Here is a 24,659-nt window from a genome sequence, read left to right on the forward strand (position 1 = left end):
TCAGCGACGGTATATAACTATATTAAAGGTAAGGCGCATAAATCTAGAACTTTTTATCGTTTTTTACCGATCACCATCACTGCTGCGTCGCCGCTGTAAAGAGGGCACCAGATAAACCGGCACCGTGGACAGTTGCAACACCCGTGCAGCGGTGCGTCCGAGCGGAGTGGCCGCTGCGGTTGCATGGCTATGACTCCCTACGATCAACAGGTCGACGGAAAGTTTGCGCAGTTGGTCGAGAATCACCTCGCACGGGTCCCCCTGGATCACCCGCACCGAGCGAATCAACTGCAAGTCCTGCTCCCCGTCCCCCAATTCCTCGCGAAAACTGTCCAGCACCCGCTGCTCGATCGTGGCCATCACCCTGGTCAGCCCCTGGCTTTGCCACTCACTCAAGGCCTTCTCATCAAGGTAGCTGTGCAACACCGATTCGGCGAACAGCCCGATTGGCTCGACCACGTGAACCACATACAAATCTGCTTTAAACGTTCGGGCCAGTGCCAGCGCATGGTGCATCACATAAGGCGCGTACAGACCAAGGTCCGTGGCGTACAGCATCGAACCAATCATAAAACCTCCTGGACGGCCAGGATGGCGGAGATTGAGTGAGCTTAGCAGCGCCTCGCAAAGTTCGACTCAGGGCTCGGCCTGGATCTTCAACTCATTGCTGATGCCATGGGGCACATGCCCGGTGGCGACCACCTCGTTGGCTCTCTCACAATGTCCCGCCTGGTCATCGAAAAACACATCGGCGGCAAACGCTTCCAGAAACGCGGATTTATCCAGGCCCCCCAGAAATAGAGACTCGTCCAGGCGGATATCCCATTCACGCAGGGTACGTATCACCCGCTCGTGGGACGGCGCCGAGCGCGCAGTGACCAAGGCCGTGCGAATCGGGCAGGCCTCATCGGCGAACTCGCGCTGCAACAAGTTGAGTGCCGCCAGGAACCCTTTGAACGGGCCGCCGTGCAAAGGCTCGCGTGCCGATTCCCGTTCGTTGGTCAAAAATGCTTCGAGGCCGCCCGCCTGATAGACACGCTCCGACTCGTCGGAAAACAGCACGGCATCGCCGTCGAAGGCGATGCGCAGTTCGTCACTCGACGCCCGCCGCGCCCCGCCCGACAAAATCGTCGCCGCTGCAAAGCCGGCATCCAGTGCGCTGCGCACATCTTCAGCGTGAGTCGATAGAAACAGGTGGCAACCAAACGCGGCCAGATAAGGATAGGGACTGCGCCCGCCGACGAAGGCCGCGCGGGAAATATCCAGGCCGTAATGCTGGATCGAATTGAACACCCGAAGGCCGGTGTCGGCGCTGTTGCGTGACACCAGCACCACCTCAACCCGCGCACGGCCCAGGCTGGCGTTGAGGCTGAGGAGTTTCTTCACCAACGGAAACGCATCGCCGGGTTCGAGGGTTTCTTCCTCGTGCTCGATCTGATATTTGCGGTACGCCTCAACCCCTTCGGCCAGGTAAACCTTGTGGCTGTCGCTCAGGTCGAACAGTGCTCGCGATGAAATCGCCAGCACCAGTTTGTCTCCCAGTCCCTTTGCCATGCTATTTCCCCCGGGTCAGCGCACACATCAACGCGTGTGCCGATCAATAAAGCTCAAGGCCTGATACAGCGCCTGCATACGTGGCAATTCGCAACCCGCCGCTTTGGCAGCCGCGAGTGGCCGGGCGTAAATCGCCTCCAGTTCCAGCGGGCGTTTGTGCACATGGTCGTGGTACATGCTGGGCAGGTAGTCGTCCATGGTTTCGGTCATGGCGAACATCTGCTCAGCGTAGCTTGCGGGAATCTCATGACCGCAGGCGTGAGCGGCCTTCACCACTTCGGCCATCAACGCCTGGATCAATTCGCGACTCGACTCATCGGCCATCATCGCCGTGGTGCCGCTGCCGAGCAACACGGAAAGACCGTTGTACGGCACGTTCCACACCAGTTTGTGCCAGCGCGCCTGGTGCACATTGGCCATCGCCTGGGATTCGATACCGGCTGTATGAAACAGCGCGGCGCCCTCTTCGACGATGGCTTTCTGGCGGGTTTCATCGTTGGCCGCGCTGCCACTGTGATAGCCCAGGTTGACCCGGCCAAGTGCCTGATGCTCGACGACACCCGGCGCAGAGCGGTGCACGCCGATGTAGCACAGGCCACCCAGCAAGTGCAGCGACGGCGGCAGGTGTTCGCGCAGGCTGTCTTCGACGTCGAGGCCGTTTTGCAGCAACACCACTCTGGCGTCCGGCGCTGCGACCTGGGCGATCGTGGGTGCAAGGTCCAGGTTTCCGGTGGATTTGGTGCCGATCAGCAACCAGTCGCACGGCGGCATATCGGCGGCGCGGGCGTAGGCCTGCACCGGGTGCAGGTGCAACTTGCCATGCAGCGTACTGTTGAGGTGCAGGCCGTGCTCGCTGACCGCCGCGTATTCACTGCGCAACAGAAAATGCACATCAAACCCGGCACGCGCCAGCATCAGGCCGTAGAACCCACCGATGGCACCGGTGCCGATAATGCCAATGCGTGGCGACGTGGGTGCAACTGCGGTCATGGTAAATCCTCCGGGATGCGGGTAAGTGCTTGATTCACGGCGTCGGTCAGGTCGGCAAGTGTGAGACGTGTCTGTAGTTGCCCGAAGAATTCACCCTCGCACACCACGAACAACGCGGGCAAATGAAAGATCTGGTAGCGCTCGACCGCACCGCCATTGTCGCCGGCATCCACCCAGCACACGCGGTCCACCGGCAAACGCCAGCCGGGCAATTGCTGGCGCGCCCAGCGGCAACTGGAACAACCTGCGCCTGTAAACACCACGAGCGAAATACCTGGCAATCCCAGCAATTGCTGGTCAATATCCAGGTCGGTCAATTCCTGTTCCTTCACTATACTGCTGCCACCGCCGTCAATTGGACGGTGCTCGGAGTCCGTGTACATGGGTCGTTTTTTACCTCACCCTGATGATGTCGCTGTCGAGTTAATCCAACGTCCCGCTCCCGCCATTCCCCGCCAACGCCTGCACACTATCGGCCTGGGCGGCGTCGCCTGCAATTGCCCGCGCGCCTGGCGCCAGGGCACTGCCGTGGATTTGCGCATCCCGTCACTGGGCGCCAGCGCCCGGTATCCGGGCTATGTGGCCTGGTCTCGCAAGGTGGAAAATGGCTATCGCATCGGTATCTCGTTCACCGATGAACACGCCTTGTTTGGCGCGCGAATGGGCGAGCAAGTGTGCCAGATCGAACGCTACTGCCGCTTGCACGAAAACGCCGAGCCAACACCTGCGCAACTCGACACATTGGCCCGCGAGTGGATCTCGCGCCATGCCGGCGAGTTCGCCCGAGAGACTTTTGCGCAGCCAGTGCTGGATTAAACCCGGCTTTGCCCATTGTCGCGGGCCCGTGTTACGCGCTAAGGTTCCTCCCCCCTGCATCCAAATCATGCTGTGCTCCGCCGCACGGGGATGGCTGGCGGCCGGCACCCGTGACCCTGACGAGTAACACGATGGCTGATTTACCGATCAACGACCTTAACGTCGAATCCAACGAGACCCTGATCACGCCCGATCAGCTCAAACGCGAAATCCCCCTGAGCGACGCTGCCTTGCAGACCGTCACCAAGGGCCGCGAAGTCATCCGCGACATTCTCGACGGCACCGACCACCGCCTCTTCGTAGTGATCGGCCCTTGCTCGATCCACGACCTCAAGGCTGCTCACGAATACGCCGAGCGCCTCAAGGTGCTGGCGGCCGAAGTGTCCGACACCTTGTACCTGGTGATGCGCGTCTATTTCGAGAAGCCGCGTACCACTGTCGGCTGGAAAGGCTTGATCAACGACCCGTACCTGGACGACTCATTCAAGATTCAGGACGGCTTGCACATCGGTCGTCAGTTGCTGCTGGACCTGGCCGAAATGGGCCTGCCGACGGCCACCGAAGCCCTCGACCCGATCTCGCCGCAGTACCTGCAGGATTTGATCAGCTGGTCGGCCATCGGCGCGCGCACCACCGAATCCCAGACTCACCGTGAAATGGCGTCCGGCCTGTCTTCGGCCGTGGGCTTCAAAAACGGCACCGATGGCGGCCTGACGGTTGCCATCAACGCACTGCAATCGGTGTCGAGCCCGCACCGCTTCCTGGGTATCAACCAGGAAGGTGGCGTGTCCATCGTCACCACCAAGGGCAACGCCTACGGTCACGTGGTATTGCGCGGCGGCAACGGCAAGCCCAACTACGATTCGGTCAGCGTTGCGCTGTGCGAACAGGCGCTGAACAAGGCGAAGATCAAGCCAAACATCATGGTCGACTGCAGCCATGCCAACTCCAACAAGGACCCGGCGCTGCAGCCGCTGGTGATGGAAAACGTCGCCAACCAGATTCTCGAGGGCAACCAGTCGATTATCGGCTTGATGGTCGAAAGCCATCTGAACTGGGGTTGCCAGGCGATTCCAAAGGATCTGGCCGACCTGCAATACGGCGTGTCGATCACCGATGCCTGCATTGACTGGTCTGCCACCGAGACCACGCTGCGCAGCATGCACGCCAAGCTCAAGGACGTATTGCCGAAACGCAAACGCACCTGAAATCGTGCACACACAAAAACGCCGGGCTTAGCCCGGCGTTTTTAATTGTGCAGAAGGTTTACAGCTTTGCGGCATGGCGCTGGTGACGCTCCATGTAGCGCTCTACGTAAGAGCACGACGGGATTACGGTGTAGCCGGACTCTTCAGCGAACTTCAAGGCTTCTTCAGTCAACGCTGCAGCAATGCCACGGCCGCGCAGTGCGTTGGGCACGAAGGTGCGATAGATATCCAGGGTCTGCTTCCCGAGGTCCATGTAGGTCAGGTAGGCACGATGACCGTCCACATTGGTCTCGAACTGATGACCTGCCTGGTCATGGTGGATGGACAACGCCTCGCTCATCACTACTCCTCGCGGGTCTTTAATTTCGACCCCTACCTTACCGATGTTTTTCCGGCGAAGGAACATCTACGCCACCCCGTGCCAGTTTCGACGACGAGAAAACCCAAAGCGCTCACGACCAGCACGTAGGGGATAGTAAGCACCAATGCCGCAATAGCTCAAGGCGCACTCGTCATCCCCTGCCGCTGGCGGTTACACAAAGGGCTTCGATCAACCTGCGATCAATAGCCTGAACATTGCCGGCAGTTGAAGCTTGAGACGAACTGCCGCTCTTAAAGTCACCTCTACATGCGCAAAAGATGCCGGGACTGGTAAAGGCGAGCGTTACGAAAGTGTCATCGACGCTATATAAGATTTCACTCGCCTTCTTGGCCTAACACATGCGGGCCGGACCTTTCAGCGTCGATCCAGTTCCCTGAAAAATGTAATTTTCTGCGCAGTTTTTATACAAACCACCAAAAGATTAGCCAAAATAGAATCGTCGCATGAATTTTTTTTGCTTCTTGCGCTACGTCAGTTTACTTACTACAAGTAATGAGTAGTATGTACGCCGGCTATCAGCTCACTCTGAGAAAGTAGCCATTTAATAGAAAGTCCTTGAAGGGGAACACGATGAACAACGTTCTGAAATTCTCTGCTCTGGCTCTGGCCGCAGTTCTGGCTACCGGTTGCAGCAGCGTCTCCAAAGAAACCGAAGCTCGTCTGACTGCAACTGAAGACGCAGCAGCTCGCTCCCAGGCTCGTGCAGACGAAGCCTACCGTAAAGCTGATGAAGCTCTGGCTGCTGCTCAAAAAGCACAACAGACTGCTGACGAAGCTAACGAGCGCGCTCTGCGCATGCTTGAAAAAGCAAGCCGCAAGTAATAATCCCTCGGGGTTGTTATCAAGCCGATCCATTTTTGGATCGGCTTTTTTATTGCCTGCGATTCGGCGCTGAATCCCGGGCAATAAAAAGCCCGCCGGAGCGGGCTTCTGAATAGGCAGGCTTACTGCTGCAAATCGACCGGCGTGCTCGACGCCACGGGTGCGTTACCGCCCGGTACGCCAATTTCGGTAGGCAGGCCATCTTCAGCCGCCACGACGTCACGCACCTGGTCCCAATTCACCCGCAGGTTATTCGCCAGGTCTTCACGCTTGAGCAAGGCGTTGATGACTGCCGTGTGCTTGTCGACCACCGACGGCGTGCCGTCGTCATTGAGCGGCGTATGCGCTTCAAGGTAGACCTTGCCGCCACTGGTGCCGAATTTGTAGGGATCACTGATGATGCGCACCGACGTTCCCACCGGCACCATGTCGGCCATTTCCAGCACATTGTTGTTGAACATGCGGAAGCAGCCGTGGCTTGTACGCGTGCCGATACCAAATTTCATGTTGGAACCGTGAATCAGGTAACCCGGCGTACCCAGGGTGAACTTGAAAGGCCCGAGCGGATTATCCGGACCTGCCGGTACCACGTTGGGCAGCGGGTCACCATTGGCGGCGTGTTCAGCCTTGATAGACGCCGGTGGCGTCCAGGTCGGGTTGGGAATCTTGCCGGTAATGGTGGTGTGCGCAACCGGCGAGCCCCAGCCCTCGCGGCCAATCCCCAGCGGGAAGGTGTAGACGACGTTTTGCCCCTTCGGATAGTAGTAGAGCCGGTATTCCGCGAGGTTGATCACGATGCCTTCGCGTGGGCCAGGCGGCAGAATGAACCGCGTGGGCAGCACAATCTCGGTGCCGGCGCCGGGCAACCAGGCATCGACGCCAGGGTTGGCCGCGACCATTTCCGAATAGCCCAGATCATAGGTGGTGCCCAAGTCAGCGAAGGTGTCTTCGTACTTGGCCTTGATCACCTGGACCTGACCGACGATGTCTTCACCGGGTGGTGGCAAAGGCAACTGCAAGGCTGCTGCCGAACCGGCCGCGCAGAGGGCAGCGAGAGACAGGCAGCAGGTAACGACGGAAAGGCGCGACAACATCCGGAAAATCCTTCGCAGAACGACGGGTAGGAAAAAACTGATTGTATACGTGAAGCGCGCCTCAAGCATCAAGCCGCCCGCCGTTACAGCTCGAAGCGCAGCTCTGGCCAGATCGGCGGTGTACCGCGCTTTTGCGATTCCAGAATCGCCCGACACAACGGGCAGAGTCGCTGGTCCTGGAAGATCGAACGATTGACCGATGACCAGCGCGGTTGCGCCGGCAATAACGTGCCGCACAGCGTGCGATCGATTGAGCCACCCAATTCCAGCTGACGCGCCACCAGATGCACCCTGACTTCCTGGCAGGCGAACAGATCCAACTGCTCGTCCGGCTCGATCAGTTGGTAGTTAAACAGGGACCAGGCAGGACGCGACATCGGGGGCTCCAAATCGGGGGGGCGCCACCTTAGCCGAAAGCCCGTCCCGAGAGAAGCGTCATAGCAGCGGTTTTAGCGTCGGCCAGACATTTTCCAGCAACTTGCCCTGGGCACCGACTGCCGGGTGAAGTTGGTCGGCCTGCATCAGTTCCGGATGACCACCGATGCCTTCGAGGAAAAACGGCACCAGCGGGATGTTTTTCTCTTTGGCCAACTCACCATAAACTTCAGCGAACGCGGTGGTGTAGCGTGGGCCGTAATTGGGTGGCAACTGCATACCCAACAGCAACACCTTCGCACCGCCCGCTTTGGACTGATCAATCATCGAAGCAAGATTTTGTTGCAATTGCGCCGGAGGCTGGCCGCGCAGGCCATCGTTGCCACCCAACTCAAGGATCACCACATCCGGCTTATGCTCTGCAAGCGCCGCCGGCAGCCGCGCCAGGCCTCCGGCACTGGTGTCGCCACTGATGGAGGCATTGACGACTTTATCGTCGAAACCTTCCTTCTTGAGCCGTTGTTCCAGCAGGGCTACCCACCCTTTGCTGGTATCCAGGCCGAAACCGGCACTGATACTATCGCCAACGATCAGGACTGTACCCGCCGCTGCGTTCTGGGCCATGCACATCAAGGCCAGGCCAGCACTCAAAAACCACATTCGCATTGGATTCTCCATGGGCGCAAGCATTCTCACCGCGCGAAACCTTAGCAAAGTGGTTCCCAGCGCGGAAGGTGAACTGACTATCCTGCACGAACTGAGCCTGGAACTGAACAAGGGCGATAGCCTGGCCATCGTCGGCAGCTCCGGTTCCGGTAAATCCACCCTCCTCGGCCTGCTCGCCGGCCTCGACCTGCCCAGCAGCGGCGAAGTCACCCTTGCCGGGCAGGCACTGAGTACGCTTGACGAAGACCAACGCGCGCGCATCCGCGCCGAGCACGTGGGTTTTGTGTTCCAGTCTTTCCAACTGCTCGACAGCCTCAACGCGCTCGAAAACGTGATGCTGCCGCTGGAGCTGGACGGCCGCAAAGACGCCCGCGAACGCGCCAGACACCTGCTGGAGCGCGTTGGCCTGGGGCAACGCCTCACCCACTCGCCACGCCAGCTGTCCGGTGGCGAGCAGCAACGTGTCGCCATTGCCCGGGCATTCGCCGCCGAGCCAGACGTGCTGTTTGCCGATGAACCCACCGGCAACCTCGACAGCCACACCGGCGAGCGCATCAGCGACCTGCTGTTCGAACTCAATAAAGAAAGCGGCACGACCTTGGTACTCGTCACCCACGACGAGCGCCTGGCCCATCGTTGCCGACGCCTGATCCGCCTTGAAGCCGGCCTGATGGTCGCGCCCCTGGAGCCTTGATGGCACGTTTGCCGCTGTTGCGTCTGTTCAGCCTTGCCATGCGCCAATTGCTGCGCGATGCCCGCGCGGGTGAATTGCGCGTGTTGTTTTTCGCCCTGGTGGTGGCCGTGGCGGCCAGCACCGCGATCGGGTACTTCGGCGCGCGCCTTAATGGCGCCATGCTGTTGCGAGCCACCGAGTTTCTGGGCGCAGACCTGGTGCTGGAAGGCAGCTCACCGGCCCGCCCCGAGCAAATCAAATCCGGCACGGAACTGGGCCTGGATCACGCACGTATCGTTGAGTTTTCCAGCGTCATCGCCACGGATAACGGCATTCAGCTTTCCAGCATCAAGGCGGTGAATGAGCAGTACCCGCTGCGTGGCGAGCTGAAAAGCGCTGCGCAGCCGTTCGGCCCTGAAACCACAGGCGGCGGCCCCAAGCCCGGCGAGGCCTGGGTGGAGGCGCGGCTGTTGCCGGCGCTGAACCTGAAAGTCGGCGACAGCATCGATGTCGGCATGAAGACCCTGCGCTTGGCGCGTATCCTGACCTACGAACCCGACCGTGCCGGCAACTTCTACAGCCTGACGCCACGGGTGATGATCAGCCTGGCAGACCTGGACGCCACCGGCGTGGTCCAGCCCGGCAGCCGCGTGAGCTATCGCGAACTGTGGCGCGCGCCCCAAGGCACGACGGTGCTGCAGACCTATCGCGACCTGGTCAAGCCGGGCCTCGCCGCCAACCAGCGCTTGCAGGATTCGCGCGATGGCAACCAGCAAATCGGTGGCGCATTGGGCAAGGCCGAGCGCTACTTGAACATGGCCAGCCTCGTCGCCGTATTGCTGGCGGGCGTGGCCGTGGCGCTGTCGGCAAACCGCTTTGCCAGCCGACGCTTTGATGCCAGCGCATTGCTACGCTGCCTGGGTCTGTCACGCCGAGAAACCATGCTGCTGTTCAGCCTGCAACTAAGCGTGCTGGGCCTGTTGGCAAGCCTGGCCGGCGCCATACTCGGCTGGCTGGCACAGTTTGGCCTGTTCTATTTCCTGCATGACCTTTTGCCAGCGGATGTGCCACCCGGCGGGCTGCTGCCGGCGGTTGCCGGCATCGGCACCGGCCTGGTCGCTCTCGCCGGCTTCGCCCTGCCTCCGCTGGCGGCGCTGGGTCGCGTACCGCCCTTGCGGGTATTGCGTCGGGACTTGCTGCCTATCCCTTCCAGCACCTGGATGGTCTACGGCGCTGCACTGTTCGCCCTCGGCCTGATCATGTGGCGCCTGAGCCTCGATTTGGTGCTGACCTTCGCCTTACTGGGCGGCGGCGTGGTGGCTGCGCTGATCCTCGGCGGCTTGCTGCTGTTGTTGCTGCAAAGCCTGCGGCGTTTGTTGGCGCGTGCCTCCCTGCCCTGGCGCCTGGGCCTGGGCCAATTGCTGCGCCACCCGTTGGCTGCGGCTGGCCAGTCACTGGCGTTTGGCTTGATCCTGTTGTCGATGGGCTTGATCGCCTTGCTGCGTGGCGAGCTGCTCGACACTTGGCAAAACCAGCTGCCCAAGGATGCCCCGAACTATTTCGCACTGAATATCCTGCCCGCCGACAAAGATGCGTTTGGTGCCCGGCTGCTGGAAGTGCAAGCACAAGCGGCGCCGTTGTACCCGGTGGTTCCGGGTCGATTGATCAGTATCAATGGCGCCCCCGTACAGGAAATCGTCAGCAAGGATTCCAGCGGCGACCGCGCCGTACAACGCGACTTGAGCCTGACCTGGGCCGCCGACCTGCCACCGGGCAACGTGCTGACCGCAGGTTCCTGGTGGTCGCAGCAACCGACCGATGAGGTGCCTGGGGTCTCGGTTGAAGCCAAGGTTGCCGCAAGCCTGAAGCTCAAACTCAATGACCACCTGGTGTTCACCATTGGCGGGGAAAACCGTGAAGCGCGGGTGACCAGCCTGCGGACGATCAACTGGGATAACTTCCAGCCCAACTTTTTCATGATCTTCCAGCCCGGCACCTTGAAGGATCTGCCAGCGACCTACCTGACCAGCTTCTACCTGGCACCCGGGCACGACCAGCAGATTGTCGACCTGTCCCGCGCCTTCCCGGCGGTTACTATCCTGCAGGTCGAGGCCTTGCTGGAGCAGTTGCGCAGCATTCTCGCCCAAGTGACGCTGGCGGTGGAGTATGTACTGCTGTTTGTGCTGGCGGCGGGGATGGCCGTGCTGTTTTCCGGCTTACAGGCCACCCTTGATGAGCGCATTCGCCAGGGCGCGCTGCTGCGCGCATTGGGCGCCGAGCGCAAGTTACTGGTCAAGGCCCGGCGTATTGAGTTCGGCTTGCTGGGCGCCGTCAGTGGCCTGCTGGCGGCACTCGGCTCGGAACTGGTGACATGGGTACTGTACCGCTACGCATTTGACCTGGCGTGGCACCCTCACCCGTGGCTGCTGTTACTGCCGGTGATCGGTGCCGTGCTGATCGGCGGTGCCGGAGTATTCGGGACGCGCCGCGCCTTGAATGCCAGCCCGCTGACGGTGTTGCGCGAAGGCTGAAAAGCAAATGGCCCGCCCCTTCATCAGGGAGCGGGCCATCAGCCTCTACTTTTCATACTCGATACCGGTGATCCACCAGCACACTTCTCCGCTCGGCGTCTGGACCATGGCTTCATCGTCGACTTCCTTGCGCAGCAGCGCCCGTGCCATGGGCGAGTCGATGGAGATGTAATCCATCCGATCGTAAATCTCGTCGTACCCCACAATGCGAAACCGTTTGGTCTCGCCCCGCTCATTTTCAATATCGACCCAGGCGCCAAAAAAGACCTTGCCCTCCTGCTCGGGCATGTACTCCACCACGCGCATGTCTTCCAGGCGTTTGCGCAGGTAGCGCACCCGCCGGTCGATCTCACGCAGCAATTTCTTGTTGTACTGGTAGTCCGCGTTTTCGCTGCGATCCCCCAACGAGGCCGCCCAGGTCACTTTGCGCGTGGTATCCGGGCGCTTTTCACGCCACAGGTAATCCAGCTCCTTTTTCAGCGCCTCATGACCTTCTTTGGTAATCAGCTTGGTACTCAAACGCTCGCATCCCCAGGCAGTGTCCAATGGTGCCGAAACGCCAGGGCATCATGCCTTGGCGTCGGCGGGCAGGGGTTGATGATAAATGAACCGGCAAAAGTAGCCAGATCGGATAACACCTCGATTCAAGCCTGCCCCTCCAACGCCTGATCCAACTCCAGCAGCGCACCGCGCAAACGCTCGCGCATTCCGGCTAACTGCGACATCGCCAGCGCGGTTTTCTCGGCTTTCTGGCTCACCTCCACTTGCTCGCTCTGAAGCCTGGAGACGCGCTGCTCCACCTCACGCCCCTTTTCATCCAGTTCGTGTTGCGCCTGCTCCAGTCGAGCCTGCCATTGTTCCAGCATCTCCTCACGCTCAATGACCGCGCGTTTCTGTTGCGTCAGTTCCTGCGCAACCCTGGCAAGGCTGGTGAGGGTGCTGTCAACTTCGACCAACGAAGCCTGTTCCATCTGGGCAGAGGGTCTGGCCAGCACCGGCTCACTGCGCTCAACCACCTGAACAGGCGGCGCACTGGATTCAACCGGCGACACTTCAACTGCGGTATGCGCCGTTTCCAGCAGCACCTCACTGACAGGTACCTGCACAGGCGGCTGAGCGGGCTCAGGCTGGCTCCTGATTCTGGGCGGCGAGACCATTTGCGAAGAGAAACGAATGGACGGCACGATCAACGAAGCGCTCTCGATTGCCGGCAATGTGGGAGCCGACATACCCAGGGTAATCACCTTCATGACCAGTGCTTTCTTGATGATCATCGAGTGATGATCCTCGGGCCTGGCCGGCGGCAACTTGCAACCTTTCAGATCAATAAAATGGTAAGCCACCGAGGTGTCAAGCGCGGCACTTGTCTTGGTGCCCGAGGCCGCTGCCGCCATCAGAATTTGTTTAAAAACCTGCATGGCCACTTGCAAGTCTTCCTTGGATTCAACACCTCCCAGAAAGTACCGGTCGAGTTTTTTACGCAGCGCAGCGATATAGACCCTGGAGTTACCGGGCTCGGTCTCTTCATCCAGGCTGTAAACGAGAAAGTTGGAGTCGGTCTGAGCGACAGCAAAACCGCAGAGCAACGCACCGTTGACCGGTGCATCTTGCCCGTCGCGTTCCAGAACAAGAGTACGTAGAAGCATCATGGTAATCAGGCCTCATTACAAAAGAGCAAACCTTACATAAGCGCCAGATAAACATCTGACTATTTATAAGTCTCGAAACACCGCAATTGTTTCAGCAAGTAATCCGATTTGACGTAGGACTTTTCTGTTAAACGCGCCCCGTCGTTCCCAAGAGCAACTATTAAACGTAGGCTTTTTAAGGCTCAACCGGTCACCGCGAGCACTTTTCCTACGCACTGCCTAATTTATTCGGTAAAAAAATGCTCGAGATAAGCGGCCTGACTAAACAGCTGAATAAGAGACCTGTCATCAATGACGTTTCGTTTGGTGCCGGGCGCCAGGAATGTATTGGTTTGTTCGGAGAAAGTGGCGCGGGTAAAACAACCCTGCTGAACTTGATCGCCGGTTTGGCAAAGCCCACCGGCGGGCAGATCACCCTCGGGGGATTCAATTCCCAGACCCACCCTCTTCAAACACAACACATGCTCGGTTATCAACTCCAGGGCGGCCTCAGCCATGATCGGATGTCGGTCAAAGGCGTACTCAACTTCATTGCCGCCATTCGGGGTTTCAGCGGGGCCGAGAAACGCAACCGGGTAGAGCGGGCAGCCACACGCCTGGAATTACTGCCTGTGCTCGATGCGCCCATGGACGTGATTTCTGTCAAAACCCGGCGCAAGGTAGCCATCGCCCAGGCAATCCTGCACTCCCCCAGCCTGCTGTTGCTGGACGAGCCGACAGAGGGGTTGTCGCCTGATCAACTGCTCAAGTTCAAGACAATGATTCAGTCGTTGCTCACAGAAATGACGGTGATCATTGCCTCCCGCCATTGCAACGAACTGTCCACTCTCTGCACCCGTGCACTGGTTCTCGCCAGCGGCCAGTTGGTGGCGGACACGCCACTGCCCGACTTGCAACGCCACTCACGGCACTACCGTTCCGTCACCCTGGCCACCGAGACGCCAGTGGATTTACTGGCGCTTGCAGTATTACCCGGTGTCGCCGGCATTGAGGAAGACCGTCATGCGCCCGGCACCGTAACCGTACTCGCCATGCCCGGGCACACGATCTTTCCCCATGTAAGTGCACTCATCGCCAGCCGCGGCTGGGCCATAACTTCACTGAGTCTGGAGCCAGGTCGCCTGAACGAAGTCGTTCATCACTTGAGCCAAAAGGTACCCCTTTGAAACTGCTGCCGGTCATTTTCAGGCGTCAACTCGCCAGCTATTTTTGTGCGCCAGGCACCTATCTGAGCGTTACCGCATTCCTGTTGCTGTGTGCCGCGCTCGGGTTGTACAACAGCCAATGGATGGAACGCGGCAGCAGCGACTTACAGGTGTTTTTCCAACTACATCCCTGGCTGTATTTGCTGCTGATTCCAACGCTGTCGACGCAACTGTGGTCGGACGAGCACAACGCCGGCTTCCGCAATACGATGAGAACGCTGCCGCTCACCGCGTCGGAACAGGTGATCGGGAAATTTCTGGCGGCATGGCTTGTGTGTTGCCTTGCACTGTCGCTGACGTTTCCAATAGTGCTCGTCGCCAATTACTTCGGCAGCGCCGACAATAGCGTGATCGCTTCACAATTCCTGGCCAGCCTGTTATTGGCAGGAAGTTACTTATCGGTCGGTTGTTTTGTTTGCGCACTGACGCGCCAACGTGTCGTTATTTTCGTGTTGACGCTGGGGTTATTGCTGAGCGTCAGCGCTTTGTCCTCTACCCTCGACGCGCTGGAGCATCAGGCGCCGGTCTGGGTGATAGATTGCATTATTTCGCTGAACCCCATTTCTCGCTTTGACACAGTCGATAATGGCAAGCTGACGCTGCGTGACAGCCTGTACTTCGTCAGCATGATCGTTGCTTTTCTTTCAGCGACGATTGTTACCCTCAACTACAAAGTGCGTTGATAAGGAGATCAACTTATGCGATCTGCTCTTCGTACGGGGATGACACTTATTGTCATATCGCTACTCTTTCTGGCATTCAATCTGGTCTGGATAACTAACGTCCCCGATGTGCGCTGGGACTTTTCAAAGCAAAAAATACACACCTTGTCACCCCAGGCGCGGCAACTCCTCACCACGCTCGAAAGTCCGCTGGATTTGTATTACTTCAACGCCAGCAACGATCCATCAAAAAGCACGGCGTTGAAGCGCTATGGCGACCGAGTGGAAGACTTGCTCAAGGAGTATGAAAAAGCCGCAAGGGGCATGATAAACCTGCACCTTATCGATCCCGCACCCTATTCAGAAGACGCCTATAAAGCCGGCTTGTTCGGCCTCGACGACACCCAAGGGTTCCTGGGTCTCATCGGCACCCGTGCGGGCCAGGGCGCGCAACGTATCGACGCCTTTAGCCCAGACGATGAACCCTTGCTTGAATATGAAATAAGCCACCTGATCTACAAGTTGATTCACCCTGAACCTGCCACGGTCGGCTTGCTGTCCGGGCTGGTATTGGATGAATCCGCAGGCGATGTGCTGGAGCAACTGCGCGAGCATTTCAACCTTGTTGAACTGGCATCAACTCTCAAAGAGGTGCCGCCTTCGATGGCGACCTTGATGGTCGTGCACCCGCGTGCACTGCCCGCGCCAACGCTTTATGCGATTGAACAGTTTGTGCTGAGGGGCGGCAAGCTGATGATATTTATCGACCCGCTGAGCGAGATGGACGTCAGCACCGCGAAAGCAGATTCGCCGCTGGATGGCTTGCTCTCCGCATGGGGCATACAGATGCCAGCCGATAAACTGCTTATCGACAACCTTTATGCCTCAGCCGCCACCCTTGGCGCAGGTGGGCCCCCTGTCGTGCATCCGGGCAGGTTAAACCTGCCACGCCAGGCCATGACGACCAACGATATCAGCACCTGGAAACTGAGTTCGGTGATCCTGTCGAGCAGTGGCGCACTGGGACGCGTCAAGAAAAGCCGCATCACGCTCACGCCATTGCTTCAGAGTTCAAGGCAATCTGCCCTGTTGGATGACACGCAGTTTTCACCGGCAACCGCGCTTGATTCGCTCTTCACGCAAACCTCCACACCTGCTCAACACTACACGGTGGCCGCTCGCATCGAAGGACCTGCCTACTCCGCATTCCCCGACGGCATCCAAGGACAGCCGCCCGGCTTGCAAAAAGCCGCACACATTCAAATGGTGGTTGTCGCCGACACAGACCTGCTCGCCGATGATGTAACCCAGTCGGCTCCGAACACTAACGCGCTGTTTGTGTTGAACACATTGGATAACCTGGCCTCCTCCGAGGTGCTTGCGAGCATCCGACCCCGTCCCACCCCAAGCCAGTCGCTGAACCCGCTGGAGCAACTGCGCGAGGCCGCCACGCTCGCCTACACGCAAAAAGCGCGTGAGCTGGAACGACGGCTTGAACGAACAGAACAGGCGTGGCAAGAGACCCGTTCGCAGAACAGCGGTTTCGGCTCACAAGCGGTGGACACCAATACCCAGTTGCAGGCACTCAACAAAGAACGCCTGCGACTGCCCATGGAGTTACACGCGCTCAAGGTCGAGGCCTACGCTCAGACGCATCGCACCCAGCGAAACCTGACGTTGCTCATGATTGTGCCGGTGCCGTTGCTGTTATGCCTGATCGCGTTGGCGCTGTTTCTGCACCAACGCAGGCGTCGATCAGCAGCAGGCGTCGCTTTTCACTGATCTTTCAGGGGCGGCGATCAACGCCGTGCAATCAGCCCTTGTCGGGCAATGCGCGTCAGTTGGCGAATCACTTCGCTGGCCTCGCTGGCACTTGGCGCCTGGATAACCGCCAGGTCAAAGCTGCCGCTGGCAAAGCGCGCCAGGGAGTCGCCATCTTCAACAAACTGGATCAGAAACGCCGAAGGCCGCCCGGAGCGACGCGGCCAGCCGTCCAGGTAACGCAACAGCGTCGGCTGGTGCTTGCCGCCCAAGAGAATTTTCGGATTGCGTTGAGTCAGGTCCGCAGTAATCGGGGCCAGGCGTATGAGGGGGCTTGGTGCATTCATCGTGTCGTGTCTCTGCCTCAAAAGTCTGCGGGCAGGTGAGAGGCAACACCGAACCAGCGCTTTAGCGGAATTTCGAAACCTGCCTCCTCGAGGAGTGCATGTTTCTGTCGGGCTGCATTGAGTCCCAGTGGCGCCCCGCAATTAGCTGTTTAAATCGGCGCATGGGAAGCATCCTAGAGAAGCCAATGGGGCCGTGTCAAGAATCCCGATCAACGAAAAGGCCCGCTCATGGCGGGCCTTTTCAGGTCTGGCGTCAGGCTTTCGCGAGAGGCTCAGCCGGTAATGGCGCGGTCGGCAGACAGTTTGCCGGCGCCTTCAAACAACACCGCCAATGAGCCGCCGAGCAAGGCCAGGGCAAACTCGTAACCATTGTTGGCCATAAACAGGCCGTTATGGATGTGCACCGAGAAGATCGCCACCAGCGACAAGATGGTCAAGCCCAGTGCCGCAGGGCGCGCCAGCAGGCCGATGATCAGAGCCAGGCCTGCGAAGAACTCAGTGCCGCCTGACAACAGCGCCATCAAGGTGCCCGGCGCCAGGCCGATGCTTTCCATCCACTGTGCAGTACCGGCCAGACCGCCACCGCCAAACCAGCCGAAGAGTTTTTGCGAACCGTGAGCCGCAAAGATGATGCCGATGAAAATCCGCAAAACGGTCAGGCCGTAGCTGGCGCGGGTGGACAACATGCGGTTGATCAGTGGGCTCATGGTGTTAATCCTTTCAAAGTAGGGGTCGGTTGGCCGCTATATTAATCAGATTAAACAATGATAAAAGCCGAAAAAACACCTTATAAATATCGATTAATTCGATTATTTACGTGAGGCAACTTTGGGCGCTGAAGGCTCAAGGGATTTTCGCTCCCGATCGAACGCCAAGTAATACTTGTTGACGCTGTTCACATAACTGACGCCGCCCATTCCTACCTGCTCCATGGCAATGCGCTCGACCTGGAAGAACCACTGATTCGGGTTGAGCCCCCGGCGACGAGCCTCCGCGCGCATCCCTTGCACGCGTTCAGGCCCCATGTTGTAAGCCGCCAGCACAAAGGCCATGCGCTCGCGTTCATTGAGTTTGGGGCTGGAAAAGAACTTGCGCCGGATCATCGCCAGATAGCGGGCGCCCGCCTGCACATTGCTGTCCAGACTCTCGATATTGTTGACGCCCACCCGTTGCGCCGCGGACGGGGTGATTTGCATCAGGCCGGTTGGGCCACCGCTGTTACGCGCGCCGGGGTCGAGCGCGGACTCCTTGAAGGCCAGCGCAGCAAGGTTCAGCCAGTCCATGCCCTGCTCGCGTGCATGCTTTTGCAGGACCGGGCGCAGTTTTTCCAGGCGCTGACGGTCGGCGCGGGCCAGTGGGTTGCGAACCTGGTAAAGGCGTCGGTAAATGCGCTGGAACGCCACGTCCTGGTCGGAGGGGGTTCGGTAAGTCTTGAGGAACCGATCAATACTGGCGCGCAACATCGAAGCGTCCTGGCGCACGAACCAGTATTCGTCTCCCGGTTCGCTGATTACCACCTGCCGGTCAAAACGCAGTTTGGGCAAGATTTTCGACCAGCGTTCCGCGATGGGTTTTTCGACGATGGTGAGGTGGAAGATGCCCGCCTGGACCATCTCCAGTACATCTTCCACCGCCAGCGTCGGGTCGACCCACTCCACCTTTATCGGCGGCTGCTTGTGCAGTGCCAGCTTCTGGTTGACCTGGCTGATCGCATCGGCGACCGCGCTGCCGGTGGTCAGCGCCAGGGTGCGCCCAGACAGTTGCTCCAGCTTGGTAAAGCGTCGCTCACCCTTGACGCCGACCAGCCATAACGGCACATCGCTGGCAATCGGGTCGCTGGTGCTGATTTTGTGCGCGGCCTTCACATCCAGCAATTCACCGGGCGCCACCAGGTCGCCCTCGCCACGGGCCAGCGCGCCGAGCAGTTGGTCCTTGGCTTTGGGAATGATCTTGAGGGTAATTTCCCCACCATCGCGGGCGTGGCCGTTCAGGTATTGCTCGAAGGCGCGCAGGCGATGGTATTCGACTCCGATGGCCTGGCCCTGGACTTCACCGGAACTGTTTCGGCTCTGGTTGACCAGCACGCGCAGGGTGCGGCTGGAGCGAATCTGCGCCAGGTCACGCACTTTGCCGGGCTTGGTCACTTCCAGCGGCCCGTCCAAACGTGCAACCGCCGCCATGGGCAGCAGTAACGTCAGGCACAACACAAGCAACGCCGAGGGTCGGATCATCCGCTCTCCGGAAAGGATACTGGCCAGCGCCGTCGCGAAAGACGCGGTACTGGGGGTCAGAAACAGAGCGCTTTATGCGCAGGCTTTGCGTGCAACGGCGGCAGGGTGGAAGGCGAACGGCTCACCACAATGTCACTTGCGACGTTCAAAGACAGCTATAACTCGGTGTAGTTCTTAGTTTTTCTTATACATCTACAGCTCTGATATGCTTTCCGACCGTAGGCGGAGCTAGCACCATGCAACTCATTGATATCGGCGTCAACCTGACCAACCCCAGTTTCGACGAGAGGCACCACGCCGTTCTCGACCGTGCCTACGCTGCCGGCGTGCAACAATTGGTGCTCACCGGCACCAGTGTCGAGGGCAGCGAACAGGCCCTGGAACTGTGCGTAAAACTCGATGAAAGCGGCCAACGCCTGTTCAGCACCGCCGGCATTCACCCCCACTCCGCCAGCGATTGGAACGGTGACAGCGCCAAGCGGTTGCGCGGTTTGCTCACTGAAAGCCGCGTGCGTGCGGTGGGCGAATGCGGGCTGGATTTCAACCGGGATTTTTCCCCGCGCCCACAACAAGAGAAGGTCCTCGAAGAACACTTGGCCCTGGCCGTTGAACTCAAATTGCCGGTGTTCCTGCATGAGCGCGACGCCAACCAGCGCCTGTTGGACATTCTCAAAGGCTACCGCGACCACCTGACCGCCGCCGTGGTGCATTGCTTCACCGGCGAGCAACACGCGCTGTTCAGCTACCTCGACCTGGACCTGCACATCGGCATCACCGGCTGGATCTGCGACGAACGTCGTGGGACGCACCTGCATCCGCTGGTAAGCGAAATCCCTCGGGGCCGTCTGATGCTGGAGAGTGATGCGCCCTACCTGCTGCCACGCACCCTGCGCCCCAAGCCGAAAAATGGCCGCAATGAACCGGCCTATCTGCCGGAAGTGCTGCGCGAAGTTGCCCTACACCGCAACGAATCCGTAGAAGACCTGGCTGAACACAGCACCGCCTGCGCCCGCACCTTTTTTGGGTTACCCCACGTGGATTGATGCGGCGCATTGACCCATGTCAAAACTGGCTTCCTGAGTAGCGGCACAATAATGGCACCTTGCCAATGCTGTTTCCGCTATCAGAGAAAACCTTCCATGGGTGCCTGGCTTAGCAATATCTCGTTGAAATACAAATTCTGGGCTGTCAACGCGGTCGCCTTCATCACCACGCTGTTGCTGGTGCTGTACGCCGTGCAGCTCGAACAACAAGCGCGCAACGAGGCATCGCAGGCCTCGGCACAAGCGCAGGGGCGATTGCTCAGCGCTTGGCCTGCTGACACAGCATTGCCAAAGAGCGAGCAATGGCTGACGTTCGCACGCGGCCAAATCCCACAGCTTGAAAGTCATGATCTGTCAGCCTTGAGCACAGCCAGCGGCTGGGTCGAACTCAATCACAGGCCCCTGTTGGGTGACAACCCACTCATCGGTGCCGAGGTGATCGCCCGGGCTGACGGCCAACACATCGCTGTGCTGGCCTACGGGCGCAGCGTGAGCCAGGTGTTTGGCGAGCGCTTTGCCAATTATGCCGTGGCGGTGCTGATTCTGATGCTGGCGATGCTGGGCGCCTCGCAATTGCTGATCCGCTTTCTGCTCAGCCAACTCAACACCCTCAAGGACGTGATGCTGCACGTGGAAAAAACCGGCGACCTGTCGGCCCGCGTGCCACTGGCCTGCAAGGACGAAGTGGGCCAGATGGCCAGCGCGTTCAACGCCATGCAAGCCGGCTACCAGCGCGTGGTCAACACCGTCGCACACACCGCCAAACAGTTGGATGAGGGCGCCGCGCGCCTGGCCAGCAGCATGAACGAAGTGCAGCACGGCATGCTCGGCCAGCAGAGCGAGACCGACCAGGCCGCCACCGCGATCAACGAAATGACCGCCACCGTCCACCACATCGCGCAACACGCCGGCGCCACCCGCGACCTGTCCCAGACCGCCGATACCCTCGCCGGCAGCGGCCAGGAAGTGGTAACCCGCGTGCAACGCTCGATCGCCGGGTTGTCCACCGGCGTGCAGCAAACCGCCGAAATGATCCAGAAACTCGCCGAAGACAGCCAGAAAATCAACAGCGTCGTCGGCGTGATCCACAGCATCGCCGAACAGACCAACCTGCTCGCCCTCAACGCCGCCATCGAAGCCGCCCGCGCCGGGGAAATGGGCCGTGGTTTTGCGGTAGTCGCCGACGAAGTGCGCAACCTCGCCAAACGCGTACAAAGCTCCACCGACGAAATCACCCGGATGGTCACCGCGTTGCAAGCCGGCACCCGCGACGCGGTGGACTTCATGCAGGAAAGCTCCTTCAAGGCCGACGACTGCGTGAAACAAGCCCAGGAAGCCGGCGCCGCCCTCGCCGAAATCACCGGCGCCGTGGCCCAAATGCGTGAAAGCAATACGCAAATCGCCGTCGCCGCCGAACAGCAAAGCCATGTCGCCGAAGAGATGAACCGCGCGGTGGTGAGCATTCGTGATGTGACCGAGAACACGGTGCAGCAAACCGTGGGCTCGGCGACCACCAGCAATGAACTGGCGACGTTGGCTGGAGAGTTGAGCAAGGCGATTGGGCAGTTGAAGTTGTAAGGCTTCTTACCCTGTAATCCAACGCCTACCCAAAGCCCTCGATTTACCGAGGGTTTTGGCGAAACGCCCTACCCCTTCTGGCGAATAGCGCCGACTTCTTTTCCTGACGAACCCCTCCAAAGTCTCTCGCCTGATCAATCAGTGCGAGGGAACGCCGATGTACTTCTCAGTTATCACTTTGCCCGGTAGGGCTGACTTTTGATGCCGGTCATCGGCACGTTCGTCTTGACCCCCATGAACTCCGAAGCGCCAGACATTGAAAGTGTCTTTCGTGATTTCAGGGAGTGCCTGAACACCTTCGACGATTGGGCCGAGAGTTTCTGGACTGGCTCGGCACTGGAAGTCGAGCAAGTGTTCAAGGTTGGGGATGAGGTCGCGCTCGTGACGCCGGCTTCCTCCAACGCGCCAAGCGCTACCGTTGCCAAGTGCAACGCCCAGGGCTCGCTGACCCTGGTGCATATGTTTGAAAGCACGCAGTTCGTGCCCATCGGCAATACGCCGGTAATGCTCCAAGCCATCGCCATGGATGGCACCCCAACCGGGGCGCCGATTCATCACACCATCGGTCCGAGGGGCATTCTTGAAGTGAAGGAATGCACCCGCGACCAACGCTACCAAATCACCTTCTATCCCAACGTTTCCAGGGATCACGTCAAGGCGCTGTATGCGTCTTATCAGTCGGTGATTGCCGGGCTGGAAGTTCGCCTGCGTGAGGAGTGGGCTACGACCTGCAAAGGCCAATGGGACGACTATTCAAAAGCTAAACCTCTCGAACGCAGACTTATGCAGGGCGCTGCGTTTTCAGCCGGGATGATTCAGGCGCTGTTTAACCTTTGGGACAACATCACGCAACTGGTTGACCTTCTGGGGAACATCAAACCCAACAGCGAGAGATTGCTCCAGTACATCTCCCAGGGCGAACTCGACGAACTGCTGAAGCTCGGTAGCGACGCGATTGCGCAGGGTCTGCTTGTGCTCAGCGATGAGCCACTGCTGTTTATCTACCTTGCTGCAATTGTCGGCCGGATACGCATGCTGCCGCCGCCAGAAATGTTTGAACTGCTCGGGGAAATCACCGGTGAGGTCTTGATCAGCCTATTGCTGGTCCGGGCGACACGGGGCATGGGAGTGAAAATTCGCCTGGGCGTGCAGGTGCTGGGGCATATCAAGTCCGGGCGAGTGCGCAAGTGGCTGGAGGTACTGGCCGATCAGCTTGCGGGGCCAAAGCTGGATGCACATACCGAAACGGCCAAGCCGTTGTTGCTCGGCAGTAAGGCGACGACGATCAAAACGATTCCGGCTGCGTCGTTGAAGGCTGGGGATCAGGTGGTTTCGAACCCGGTGCCGGCGGTTCGTGGCAAGACACAGCGGACGGTGCTGGTCAGGCAAGAACATGTCGACGATGTGCCCTCGTCGGGGAAGAACCAGAACGGAGATGCGGCGGCTTCTGCGGATAAGACCGCTACCAATGGTTGCCCGGTGTCGATGGTGACCGGCGAGGAATTGCTGACACTGACCGACGGAACGCTGGACGGGATTTTGCCGTTTGAGTGGACGCGGTTATATCGCACCAGTGCGGTGGAGGTGGACTGCGGGTTGGGGTTTGGCTGGAGTCATTCGCTGGCCCAGCGGTTGGCGGTGGTGGGTGATCGAGTGGTTTGGACGGACCACGAGAATCGTTCGACTGAGTTTCCGCTTCCTACTGTTTCCCGGCCTGCAATCACCAACAGTCTCGCTGAAGCTGCGATTTATTTGGGTTCGTTGCCTGATGAGTTGGTGCTGGCTCAAGACTCGCGGTTCTACCACTTTCGCGATGGTTCGCTGACAGCGATCAGTGATGCGTATGACAACCGACTGCGTGTTTCCCGCGATCTTTTGGGACGGGTTGAGCGGCTCGATAACGGCGTGGGTCGTTCGCTGCTTTTGCGCTATGAGCATGGCCATATTGTTGCGGTGGACTATCAGGTTCATCGGGCAGAAGGATCGGGACCGTTTGTTTGGGTTACTGAGCAGAACGTTGTTTCCTACAGCTATGACGATGCTGGACGACTGGCTTCGGCGACCAATGCCGTAGGCGAAAGTGAGGTTTATCGGTACGACGAGCAGCACGTCATTCTTGAACGCCAGTTGGCCGGTGGGGCGAGTTTCTTTTGGGAGTGGGAACGCTCTGGCAAGGCGGCGCGGTGTGTTCGGCACTGGGCCAGTTTTTCGCAGATGGATACGCGGTATGCCTGGGATGACAACGGCAGTGTCACGGTTCACAACGCCGATGGTAGCCAGGAAGTGTACGTGCACGATCAACGTGCGCGGTTGGTGCAGCGTGTTGATCCCGATGGCGCGCAGCACCTCAAATCCTATGACGACAAAGGCCGACTGACGGTTGAGCAGGATCCGCTGGGGACGGTGACGGCGTATCAATACGACGAAGCCGGACGCTTGGTGGCGTTGTTTCCCGGTGAGGACGAGCCGACGTCTTACGAGCATGACAACGGTTTCGTACGAGTCGTAAGGCGTGGCGAAGCGATCTGGAAGTACGAGCGCAATGATCAGGGCGATATCACGCGCAAGACTGATCCCGACGGCAGCGTCACGGATTACAGCTACAACAAACATGGGTTACTGACGGCTGTATTTCTCCCGGATCACAGCTGCTACCGCCTGATCTGGAATGAGCGCGGCCAGCTCATCAAGGAACAACTACCGAACGGCTGTGAACGGCGTTATCGGTACGACGATCTGGGCCGGCAGGTGACTCGCGAAGACGAGCGCGGGGAGCTCACGCTATACCGCTGGGATGCTGTAGGACGTTTACTGAAACTCACCCAGCCAGGCGGCGTATCGCGGGAATACAGCTACAACCCCTACGGAAAAATCACCGCTGAATGTGATGAACTGGGCCGCATTACTCGCTACGACTATGCAGATGGGCTGCACCTGATCAGTCGTCGCATCAATGCCGACGGCAGCCAGGTTAAGTATCGCTACGACAACGCGAGGTTGTTGCTGACCGAGATCGAGAACGAGGTCGGCGAGACCTATGCGTTGCAATACCATCCCAACGGCCTGATCCAG

General features: G+C 59.2%; 24 protein-coding genes. 10 read left to right on the plus strand and 14 right to left on the minus strand.

Translation table 11 applies throughout. The annotated features are described in order from the left end of the window. Positions 1 to 63: 63 nt before the first annotated feature. The 4 genes from Q7C20_RS17095 to Q7C20_RS17110 form a co-directional block, all read right to left on the minus strand. On the minus strand, positions 64 to 570 hold the full coding sequence (locus Q7C20_RS17095) for a universal stress protein (protein WP_375068934.1): 507 nt from the start codon (positions 568 to 570) through the stop codon (positions 64 to 66). 66 nt (positions 571 to 636) lie between these two features. Continuing rightward, entirely contained in the window at positions 637 to 1,554 is a 918-nt protein-coding gene (locus tag Q7C20_RS17100) for a 5'-nucleotidase (RefSeq protein WP_348056366.1), read from the minus strand. A 27-nt stretch (positions 1,555 to 1,581) separates the two neighbouring features. Beyond that, complete coding sequence (locus Q7C20_RS17105) at positions 1,582 to 2,544, minus strand: putative 2-dehydropantoate 2-reductase (RefSeq protein WP_375068937.1); 963 nt, start codon at positions 2,542 to 2,544, stop codon at positions 1,582 to 1,584. Beyond that, positions 2,541 to 2,927 (minus strand): thioredoxin, encoded by a 387-nt coding sequence (locus tag Q7C20_RS17110; protein ID WP_375068939.1) that lies wholly within the window; start codon positions 2,925 to 2,927, stop codon positions 2,541 to 2,543. The genes Q7C20_RS17105 and Q7C20_RS17110 overlap by 4 nt, the downstream gene beginning before the upstream one ends. On the opposite strand from Q7C20_RS17110, the gene Q7C20_RS17115 reads away from it, so the two are divergent. Next, the gene (locus Q7C20_RS17115; RefSeq protein WP_375068941.1) at positions 2,926 to 3,360 is read left to right on the plus strand and encodes a PilZ domain-containing protein; all 435 of its coding nucleotides are present in this window, start codon (positions 2,926 to 2,928) and stop codon (positions 3,358 to 3,360) included. The genes Q7C20_RS17110 and Q7C20_RS17115 overlap by 2 nt on opposite strands. Before the next feature lie 131 nt (positions 3,361 to 3,491). Next, positions 3,492 to 4,568, plus strand: a complete 1,077-nt coding sequence (locus tag Q7C20_RS17120; RefSeq protein ID WP_060753323.1) for a 3-deoxy-7-phosphoheptulonate synthase — start codon at positions 3,492 to 3,494, stop codon at positions 4,566 to 4,568. Between the two features lie 58 nt (positions 4,569 to 4,626). Here the strand turns inward: Q7C20_RS17120 and Q7C20_RS17125 are convergent, their stop codons facing one another. Next, positions 4,627 to 4,908 (minus strand): GNAT family N-acetyltransferase, encoded by a 282-nt coding sequence (locus Q7C20_RS17125; RefSeq protein WP_003233387.1) that lies wholly within the window; start codon positions 4,906 to 4,908, stop codon positions 4,627 to 4,629. 612 nt (positions 4,909 to 5,520) lie between these two features. Here Q7C20_RS17125 and oprI point away from each other — a divergent pair. After that, positions 5,521 to 5,772: an outer membrane lipoprotei OprI gene (gene oprI / locus Q7C20_RS17130; protein WP_003172710.1), complete on the plus strand. Its 252-nt coding sequence runs from the start codon at positions 5,521 to 5,523 to the stop codon at positions 5,770 to 5,772. Between the two features lie 122 nt (positions 5,773 to 5,894). Here oprI and Q7C20_RS17135 read toward each other — a convergent pair whose 3' ends face one another. The 3 genes from Q7C20_RS17135 to Q7C20_RS17145 form a co-directional block, all read right to left on the minus strand. Beyond that, on the minus strand, positions 5,895 to 6,866 hold the full coding sequence (locus Q7C20_RS17135; protein WP_375068948.1) for a L,D-transpeptidase family protein: 972 nt from the start codon (positions 6,864 to 6,866) through the stop codon (positions 5,895 to 5,897). Positions 6,867 to 6,949: 83 nt separating this feature from the next. Then, complete coding sequence (locus Q7C20_RS17140; RefSeq protein ID WP_003189866.1) at positions 6,950 to 7,243, minus strand: hypothetical protein; 294 nt, start codon at positions 7,241 to 7,243, stop codon at positions 6,950 to 6,952. Positions 7,244 to 7,301: 58 nt separating this feature from the next. Further along, entirely contained in the window at positions 7,302 to 7,907 is a 606-nt protein-coding gene (locus Q7C20_RS17145; protein ID WP_375068950.1) for an arylesterase, read from the minus strand. Between the two features lie 10 nt (positions 7,908 to 7,917). On the opposite strand from Q7C20_RS17145, the gene Q7C20_RS17150 reads away from it, so the two are divergent. After that, complete coding sequence (locus Q7C20_RS17150) at positions 7,918 to 8,601, plus strand: ABC transporter ATP-binding protein (RefSeq protein WP_005786391.1); 684 nt, start codon at positions 7,918 to 7,920, stop codon at positions 8,599 to 8,601. Beyond that, entirely contained in the window at positions 8,601 to 11,111 is a 2,511-nt protein-coding gene (locus Q7C20_RS17155) for an ABC transporter permease (protein WP_375068953.1), read from the plus strand. Before Q7C20_RS17150 ends, Q7C20_RS17155 begins: the two co-directional genes overlap by 1 nt. Before the next feature lie 45 nt (positions 11,112 to 11,156). Here the strand turns inward: Q7C20_RS17155 and greB are convergent, their stop codons facing one another. Both greB and Q7C20_RS17165 read right to left on the minus strand, forming a co-directional pair. Continuing rightward, a complete protein-coding gene (greB, locus tag Q7C20_RS17160) occupies positions 11,157 to 11,630 on the minus strand; it encodes a transcription elongation factor GreB (protein WP_348056351.1) in 474 nt (157 codons plus the stop codon). Between the two features lie 125 nt (positions 11,631 to 11,755). After that, positions 11,756 to 12,760, minus strand: a complete 1,005-nt coding sequence (locus Q7C20_RS17165; protein WP_375068955.1) for a hypothetical protein — start codon at positions 12,758 to 12,760, stop codon at positions 11,756 to 11,758. A gap of 239 nt (positions 12,761 to 12,999) precedes the next feature. Here Q7C20_RS17165 and Q7C20_RS17170 point away from each other — a divergent pair, with 239 nt between their 5' ends. Beyond that, entirely contained in the window at positions 13,000 to 13,926 is a 927-nt protein-coding gene (locus Q7C20_RS17170; protein ID WP_375068957.1) for an ABC transporter ATP-binding protein, read from the plus strand. Positions 13,927 to 14,479: 553 nt separating this feature from the next. On the opposite strand, the gene Q7C20_RS17175 is transcribed toward Q7C20_RS17170, so the two are convergent. Then, the gene (locus tag Q7C20_RS17175) at positions 14,480 to 14,593 is read right to left on the minus strand and encodes an alpha-amylase/4-alpha-glucanotransferase domain-containing protein (protein ID WP_375068959.1); all 114 of its coding nucleotides are present in this window, start codon (positions 14,591 to 14,593) and stop codon (positions 14,480 to 14,482) included. A 70-nt stretch (positions 14,594 to 14,663) separates the two neighbouring features. On the opposite strand from Q7C20_RS17175, the gene Q7C20_RS17180 reads away from it, so the two are divergent. Beyond that, a complete protein-coding gene (locus Q7C20_RS17180; RefSeq protein WP_375068960.1) occupies positions 14,664 to 16,409 on the plus strand; it encodes a Gldg family protein in 1,746 nt (581 codons plus the stop codon). Between the two features lie 17 nt (positions 16,410 to 16,426). On the opposite strand, the gene Q7C20_RS17185 is transcribed toward Q7C20_RS17180, so the two are convergent. The 3 genes from Q7C20_RS17185 to Q7C20_RS17195 form a co-directional block, all read right to left on the minus strand. Beyond that, complete coding sequence (locus Q7C20_RS17185) at positions 16,427 to 16,735, minus strand: class I SAM-dependent methyltransferase (protein WP_375068961.1); 309 nt, start codon at positions 16,733 to 16,735, stop codon at positions 16,427 to 16,429. A gap of 272 nt (positions 16,736 to 17,007) precedes the next feature. Continuing rightward, positions 17,008 to 17,442 (minus strand): DoxX family protein, encoded by a 435-nt coding sequence (locus Q7C20_RS17190; protein ID WP_375068962.1) that lies wholly within the window; start codon positions 17,440 to 17,442, stop codon positions 17,008 to 17,010. Positions 17,443 to 17,544: 102 nt separating this feature from the next. After that, on the minus strand, positions 17,545 to 18,966 hold the full coding sequence (locus Q7C20_RS17195; RefSeq protein WP_375068963.1) for a transglycosylase SLT domain-containing protein: 1,422 nt from the start codon (positions 18,964 to 18,966) through the stop codon (positions 17,545 to 17,547). A 236-nt stretch (positions 18,967 to 19,202) separates the two neighbouring features. Here Q7C20_RS17195 and Q7C20_RS17200 point away from each other — a divergent pair, with 236 nt between their 5' ends. From Q7C20_RS17200 to Q7C20_RS17210, 3 genes are all read left to right on the plus strand, one after another. Next, a complete protein-coding gene (locus tag Q7C20_RS17200; protein ID WP_375068965.1) occupies positions 19,203 to 20,009 on the plus strand; it encodes a TatD family hydrolase in 807 nt (268 codons plus the stop codon). A gap of 96 nt (positions 20,010 to 20,105) precedes the next feature. After that, complete coding sequence (locus Q7C20_RS17205) at positions 20,106 to 21,587, plus strand: methyl-accepting chemotaxis protein (protein ID WP_375068967.1); 1,482 nt, start codon at positions 20,106 to 20,108, stop codon at positions 21,585 to 21,587. Positions 21,588 to 21,785: 198 nt separating this feature from the next. After that, positions 21,786 to 24,659, plus strand: a 2,874-nt coding sequence (locus tag Q7C20_RS17210) for a DUF6531 domain-containing protein (RefSeq protein ID WP_375068969.1), incomplete at its 3' end; no start/stop codon positions are given.

Origin of the sequence: Pseudomonas sp. AMR01 (genome assembly GCF_041946035.1) — a bacterium.
In the GTDB taxonomy this organism is placed as follows: domain Bacteria; phylum Pseudomonadota; class Gammaproteobacteria; order Pseudomonadales; family Pseudomonadaceae; genus Aquipseudomonas; species Aquipseudomonas antarctica_B.